Origin of the sequence: Bacteroides caecigallinarum, from assembly GCF_021530995.1 — a bacterium.
GTDB lineage: Bacteria > Bacteroidota > Bacteroidia > Bacteroidales > Bacteroidaceae > Phocaeicola > Phocaeicola faecigallinarum.
Genome location: NZ_JADYTF010000151.1, coordinates 1 through 6,296 on the forward strand (window position 1 = coordinate 1; position 6,296 = coordinate 6,296).

The 6,296-nt window shown below is 38.6% G+C and carries 7 protein-coding genes; 6 read left to right on the plus strand and 1 reads right to left on the minus strand.

All coding sequences use genetic code 11. The annotated features are described in order from the left end of the window. Nucleotides 1-317: 317 nt before the first annotated feature. On the minus strand, nt 318-1,172 hold the full coding sequence (locus I6E24_RS14895) for a DUF2806 domain-containing protein (protein ID WP_235329359.1): 855 nt from the start codon (nt 1,170-1,172) through the stop codon (nt 318-320). Nucleotides 1,173-1,456: 284 nt separating this feature from the next. Between I6E24_RS14895 and I6E24_RS14900 the strand changes: the two genes are divergently transcribed. The 6 genes from I6E24_RS14900 (at nt 1,457) to I6E24_RS14925 (ending at nt 6,041) form a co-directional block, all read left to right on the plus strand. Then, nucleotides 1,457-1,642 carry a type II toxin-antitoxin system HicA family toxin gene (locus I6E24_RS14900; RefSeq protein WP_235329360.1) on the plus strand — a complete coding sequence of 62 codons (186 nt, stop codon included), beginning with the start codon at nt 1,457-1,459 and terminating at the stop codon, nt 1,640-1,642. Nucleotides 1,643-1,678: 36 nt separating this feature from the next. Continuing rightward, a complete protein-coding gene (locus tag I6E24_RS14905) occupies nt 1,679-2,083 on the plus strand; it encodes a type II toxin-antitoxin system HicB family antitoxin (protein WP_235329361.1) in 405 nt (134 codons plus the stop codon). 192 nt (nt 2,084-2,275) lie between these two features. Then, on the plus strand, nt 2,276-2,656 hold the full coding sequence (locus I6E24_RS14910) for a hypothetical protein (RefSeq protein WP_235329362.1): 381 nt from the start codon (nt 2,276-2,278) through the stop codon (nt 2,654-2,656). A 197-nt stretch (nt 2,657-2,853) separates the two neighbouring features. Beyond that, nucleotides 2,854-3,411: a phosphoribosyltransferase gene (locus I6E24_RS14915; RefSeq protein ID WP_235329363.1), complete on the plus strand. Its 558-nt coding sequence runs from the start codon at nt 2,854-2,856 to the stop codon at nt 3,409-3,411. Between the two features lie 3 nt (nt 3,412-3,414). After that, entirely contained in the window at nt 3,415-3,942 is a 528-nt protein-coding gene (locus I6E24_RS14920) for a terminase small subunit (RefSeq protein ID WP_235329364.1), read from the plus strand. A 95-nt stretch (nt 3,943-4,037) separates the two neighbouring features. Beyond that, on the plus strand, nt 4,038-6,041 hold the full coding sequence (locus tag I6E24_RS14925) for a PBSX family phage terminase large subunit (RefSeq protein WP_235329365.1): 2,004 nt from the start codon (nt 4,038-4,040) through the stop codon (nt 6,039-6,041). Nucleotides 6,042-6,296 lie beyond the last annotated feature (255 nt).

The following is a 6,296-nucleotide window of genomic DNA, read 5'->3' on the forward strand; positions in this document are numbered from 1 at the left end:
ACCCCACGCATGATATAGAAAACTGCTGTTCATAATTGTACGTTTGCTTGTGCTTATTCAAATATACAATTTGTGCAGCGGTTTTCTTCTTTAATAAACTATCACGCGAAATGTCGGATGAACCAAAATAATGGAGAAAAAGAATTATAAGTTCCAAAAACAAACAATAGTTACATACCAATATCGTTTTTTGGGGATATTTAAGCGGTATGCAACTATTATTATTAAAACTGATGTATGCAGTCCAAATCAACAGTTTGTAACAGTATCAAAGGAAGAAATAATTACTGAAATCAAAAGGATTACAGGTCATAATGTTATTGATGTTCTTGAGTCTTGTATTCCATGATTTCAAAATTAAGACCATAATTGTTTTTGATTTGTTCTTGAATTTTTTTGACGAATTCTAAGTTTGAAGAGATTTGTGTTATTTTGTAAAGTTGACACCCTGCATCTGTTAATGTGAAGCCAGACATAGATATGTTTGATGGTTGAAGTTGTGAAATGCCCTTTTTAAGATAATACGATTTAAAATTAATAGAGTCCACTGTATTATCAAAAGAAATAATGCATTCTTGGGCATTTAATAAGCCGCAATCTATCATGGATTGTAGTTTATTGTATTCAAAAAATTTAGAATGAATTATATCCTTATGTACAAAAGTATCATCTAAAACGAATTGACAGAGTTCGGCAAACCATTTAGCTTCAAAAGGCTCTATGTTATGTAAAATATCTAAAGTTCGTTTAAAAAATTTACCTGGAGTAGCTGCTTCTTGTGCTAAGATTTTAGCCCAAATAGTTTGAGCTTCTTCTTCGTAAACATTTTGTGCATAATCAAAAAAACGAGAACTCCATTCAGATGAGACAGGAGTGTCATTTATCTTGTCGATAGTGCGTAGTTCCTGTCCAGCATAGTTGATGATGTTTGCTAAGTTTTCGATTTGTCTATTTTCTCTAACAGAAAGCATAGAACGTTGAGTATATTCAAGGAGAGAGTTCCTTAATCCTTGTTTAAAGTCCTCTTTTGATTGGACTGATGAAGCATAAGCATTTGCATCTGCTATTCGTTTAATTTGATATGGTTCAGCTATCCATTTGCAACCCTTGGCAATAGCATCTATCAGTTTAGTTAATGGCTCTGACATGCCTGCTAAATCTTTAATTTCCATAATAAATAAAGTTTAAAATTTGACAGAACAAAATTAAATAATCATAGGGGCATATCCAAAAACATAATGATAAGTTTAGAATTTGACACTTTACTCTTTTTCATTCGGATATGTCCCTTATTTTAAAATGAAATTTATGAAAGCAATATCCATAAAACAGCCGTGGGCGAGCCTTATCGCTCACGGTATAAAAAAATAACAATAATGTTATAAATAATTGCCGTTTTGTTTTGTAATTTATAACAAATGTGTTATATTTGCAGTGTAAACAAATGCTCTTTGATATGAAAACAACTGAGTTCTTGAAGAAAGCTGCTAAGATAGGCTGCTACTTCGTGAGCCACGGCAAAGAACACGATGTTTGGTATAGTCCTAAAACTGGAAAATACTTCCGTGTTGGGCGGCATGGCTCACAAGAAGTCAAGGGCGGCACGTTAAACAGCATGATGAAAGATGCGGGTCTTAAATGACCCGCACATTTGTTTGCAAATTTAAAAATATGGACAATGAAAACAACAGCTATTGTAGAAATGTGGGATGACAAGACAATAAGTGTCTATGTTCCCGATTTTGACGGATTCAGCCTTAACGGGCAAGGAAATACTGTAGAGGAAGCAAAACAGGCTTTGTATGAAGCGGTGAATGATTACAAGACTATGCTTTCTGAGACAGGAAAGGAAATACCGGCTTCGTTGTCGGATATCGAGTTTGAATATAAGTATGACATTGCATCATTCTTTGAATGTTTCAAATTTATCAGTGTGTCAACATTTGCAAAGTATGCAGGAATAAATCCGTCATTAATGCGCCAGTATAAACAGCGCATCGCATTTGCTTCCGAAGCTCAAAAAATGAAGATAGAGGAAGCCATACACAGGGCAGGAAGCGAAATGCTTGCTGTGCATCTTTAATTCAGGCATTTGTTTACGAAAGTCCTCTTCGGAGGCAATATGAAAGCGGTAGGATTAATTTCTTGCCGCTTTTTTATTACCCATAAAGCATTTTCAAGATTTAGCCGTTTTGTGAAACGTGCTGATATTCTTCGTAAATTAGTGTCATAAATCGCAATTACATATATGTAATTGCTTATTTACCTACTGAGTATGAATGTAAAAACAAGACACAGGCTAAGCCTGCTAATCAGGATGCTGGTATTTGTAGCGTTATCTGGCATCCTTTCACTGGTGATGAGTACAGCGACATCGCCATGGGTGATAACAATGACGGCTGTAGTGCTGTCACTTGCAGTAAGCTATCTGGCATTCCGGGAACGTGATACGTTTTATTTCGTGTCCTTCACGTGCAATGGGAACCAAGGGCGGTGTTATCTCAGGTTTCATGAACGTGTTTCCCTCGACGAGATTGAGAAGAAGCTGACAAGCCTCAACTCCGGACATAAGACGATTGTATGCTGGTATGAGAGGGTAAGCAGGTATGAATATGAACTGAACATATCCAGTGAAAATGGAACATTACCAGGTTAAGGGTGTAATCATCATGATAATGTTTGTCATGCTTGGCTATGCAGTCGGAATGAGCAATATAACAACAGCATTGCTTCAAGCTATAGTCATATTGCTTTGCAACATATTGAATGTATTATGTAAAATACTAAACAGGTTGAAGAGATAAAGATTATTGTAATACCCATTCTCCATAGGGATAACAAAGGTTTTTGACTATGCCGAAGAAAGTGAGGAAAGGTAGAAAGGTTAGAATGGATGAATGGGACAAACCCACCCTCGGATGGAAAAAACGTGAGAGGTTCTGCAACATGCAGCCTAAAGTGAGAATCCACCGCAAGGGCGGGTTTTATTACATTTCCCTGTTTGCAAGCACAAAGGATGGAATGCCATTTGATGAAATCAAGAATTCGGGTGAGTGTGCAGAAGCCATTTCAAGCGCCGCTACAGAACTGATACTCTCAATGGTACGGCCGGATGATGAATGGTGTATCGTCACCACACCTAAACGCAGACACTTCACAGAGTATCATTTCGCGACAGACATCTGCAAAAAAATCGCCCGGGGGTTGAATATAAAATTCTATGAATCCGCTATCCAATGTCTTAACAAGACACGCATAAATCCGGAATTTCACCTGCTCAGACCAATAACAGAACAACGCATAATACTCTTTGACGATATATGCACAACAGGAAGTACAATAACAGCAGCCTACGAACTGCTTAGAGGCCGTAAACAAGTCCTCTGCATAGTGGGCATAAACAACCATTAGCCTATGAATAACAGACTGACAGAAAAACAAGAGAGATTCTGCAATTATTACCTTGACTGTGACGGGAATGCAAGTGAGGCATACCGCATGGCTTATGACGCATCGAAGATGCAGCCTGAGACGATTTGGAGCAATGCCAGTAGGATGTTGGCCAGTAACAAGGTTGCAACAAGGATAGCCGAACTGAGGTCAGAACGTGCTGAAGCATCGAAAGTTAACCGCGAAAAGGTGGAAAAAATCCTCATGGATATAGTGACGATGGACCCGAATGATTTGTACATCGTAGATCCTGTAACCGGCAAGATAAAACTCAAGTCTCCAAACCAGATGCCAAAGAGGGTGAGAAATGCCATGAAGAAGATAAGCAATGACAAAGGGAAGGTAAGCTATGAGTTTAATGGCAAAGTTGAAGCTGCCAAACTGCTTGCGTCAATGAACGGCTGGAATGCACCTCAACAGATAGCATTGACGGGTAAAGATGGCGCAAAAACAAATGAAATACGCATAGGTTTAGACGATGAGATTGAATGAAATCTGAAAAATAGAACAATTAAGTGAGAAAAATATCGGGGGTTATACAAAAGACAATACGAAAAATCTAAAAAATAGAACAAAAGTAGCCGATTATGATAGTAAATCACAAGAAACTCAATCCGAATGCCTTCTATCTGCTGAAATATCTCAATGATGCCACACTGCGATTTATCATTTTGTATGGCGGTTCATCATCTGGTAAGTCTTTCAGTGTAGCACAGGCTGTGCTTATACAGACATTGCAGGACGGTGAGAATACACTTGTGATGAGAAAGGTCGGTGCTTCAATCAGCAAGACAATTTATGAGGACTATAAGGTGGCTGCATCACTTCTTGGTATATCACAATACTTCAAGTTTATACAAAATTCCATCAAATGCACATACAACGGTGCGAAGATAGACTTCTCAGGTTTGGATGACCCAGAGAAGATAAAGGGTATCAGTAACTATAAAAGGGTGCAGCTTGAGGAGTTGTCAGAGTTTGAGTATGCCGATTTGAAACAGATTCGTAAACGTCTCCGTGGAAAGAAAGGACAGCAGATTATTGCAGACTTCAACCCGATATCAGAGACCAATTGGATAAAGAAGGATTGGCTGGATAATGAGAAACTGCATGATGTCCCTATGGTTGTAGAGATTGGTGGTAAGGTCATACCTGCAGAACTTACAAAGGTCAAATCATTGAAGATGAATGAAGGCAAGTCAATGGTCAATCCTAAAACTAAGGAAATAGAGGAATATCCGCCTAATATGGTTGTCATTCAGTCGACGTACCTTAACAACTTCTGGGTTGTAGGCTCGCCTGATGGAACATACGGATACTATGACGAACAGTGTGTGATGGACTTTGAGCACGACCGTTTGTACGATCCGGACTACTACAACGTCTATGCGTTGGGAGAGTGGGGTGTAATCAAGACAGGTAACGAGTTCCTTAACTCATTCAATGTAGGCAAGAACAGCGGTGAATATCCTTACATACCTGGTTTGCCAATCCATTTATCAGTGGACAGCAACGTGTTACCATACATATCCGTAAGCTACTGGCAGGCAGATTTGAGTAAAGGCAAGGACATGTACCAGATAGCAGAAACAACGGCTGAGAGTCCGAACAACAGCGTAAGGCGTGCGGCTAAATTGGTATCCAAACGACTGCATGAGTTGGGGTATGACGATAAAATCTACCTTCATGGTGACGCCTCAGCTAAAGCAGCCAACACTATTGACGACAACAAACGCTCGTTCATGGACTTGTTTATCGACACCTTAAAGAAAGACAACTGGACAGTAGAGGATAAGGTAGGAAACAAGAATCCTTCAGTATCCATGACAGGAGAGTTTGTCAATGCGATTTTTGAAAAACAGTTACCTGACCTTAGCATTAACATTGATGATGGTTGCCGTGCGTCCATAGATGATTATCAGAGCGTACAGAAAGACGTGAACGGTGCGATTCTCAAGACAAAGGTAAAGGATAGTGTAACCAAACAGACATACGAGGTACACGGACACTTGACCGATACGTTGAGATACGTTGTACATGATATCATGTATGAAGAATACGTCCAGTTTTCCAACAGGCGTAAGCGTAATATGTATTCTGAGAAAGGAATGTTCTCATTCTTCAATCCGGAACTGAAATACAAGTACAGGTCCAGTATTGTCTATGTCATGCCTAATGTCGAAGGCAAGTTCTATATGTGTCATGCCGGTGAGTGTGGCGATAAGTGGCACATGCTTGACCTTGTAACGCTTGAGACAACTTCGAGTGCGGAAATGAAGAAGATGATAATATCGCATAAGGCTGATGTGTACATAGTGGAATCCTCACCTGCCTACTTCCAGATGGCAAGGGAGCTTAGAACATCGCTTGAAGAAGTAAGGATAAAAAAAGAGTACCAGGATATAAATAAGAGAATATCCGCTACATCTGATTTTAACAAGACTCATTTTCTGTTATCTGAAAGCGGAATGGATAACCCGGTATATAACTCTTTCATTACAGAGGTTCTTGATTATAATGGAACTGATAATATTGGTGCAAGTGCCTTGTTAAGCGGTATAGCATACAATATTATAAAATTGTCAGAATGATATTGTTATCTATAATATATTGATTAATAATGTTTTAAGTGCTGTTTTTGTCCTTTATCTAATTTCAAGATTTTAGCAAAATGTGATTGGTGTTTTTCCATAGTTTATCTTTGTTATATACAAGAAAATTAGGTTCATCCGACATTTCGCGTGATAGTTTATTAAAGAAGAAAACCGCTGCACAAATTGTATATTTGAATAAGCACAAGCAAACGTACAATTATGAACAGCAGTTTTCTATATCATGCGTGGGGT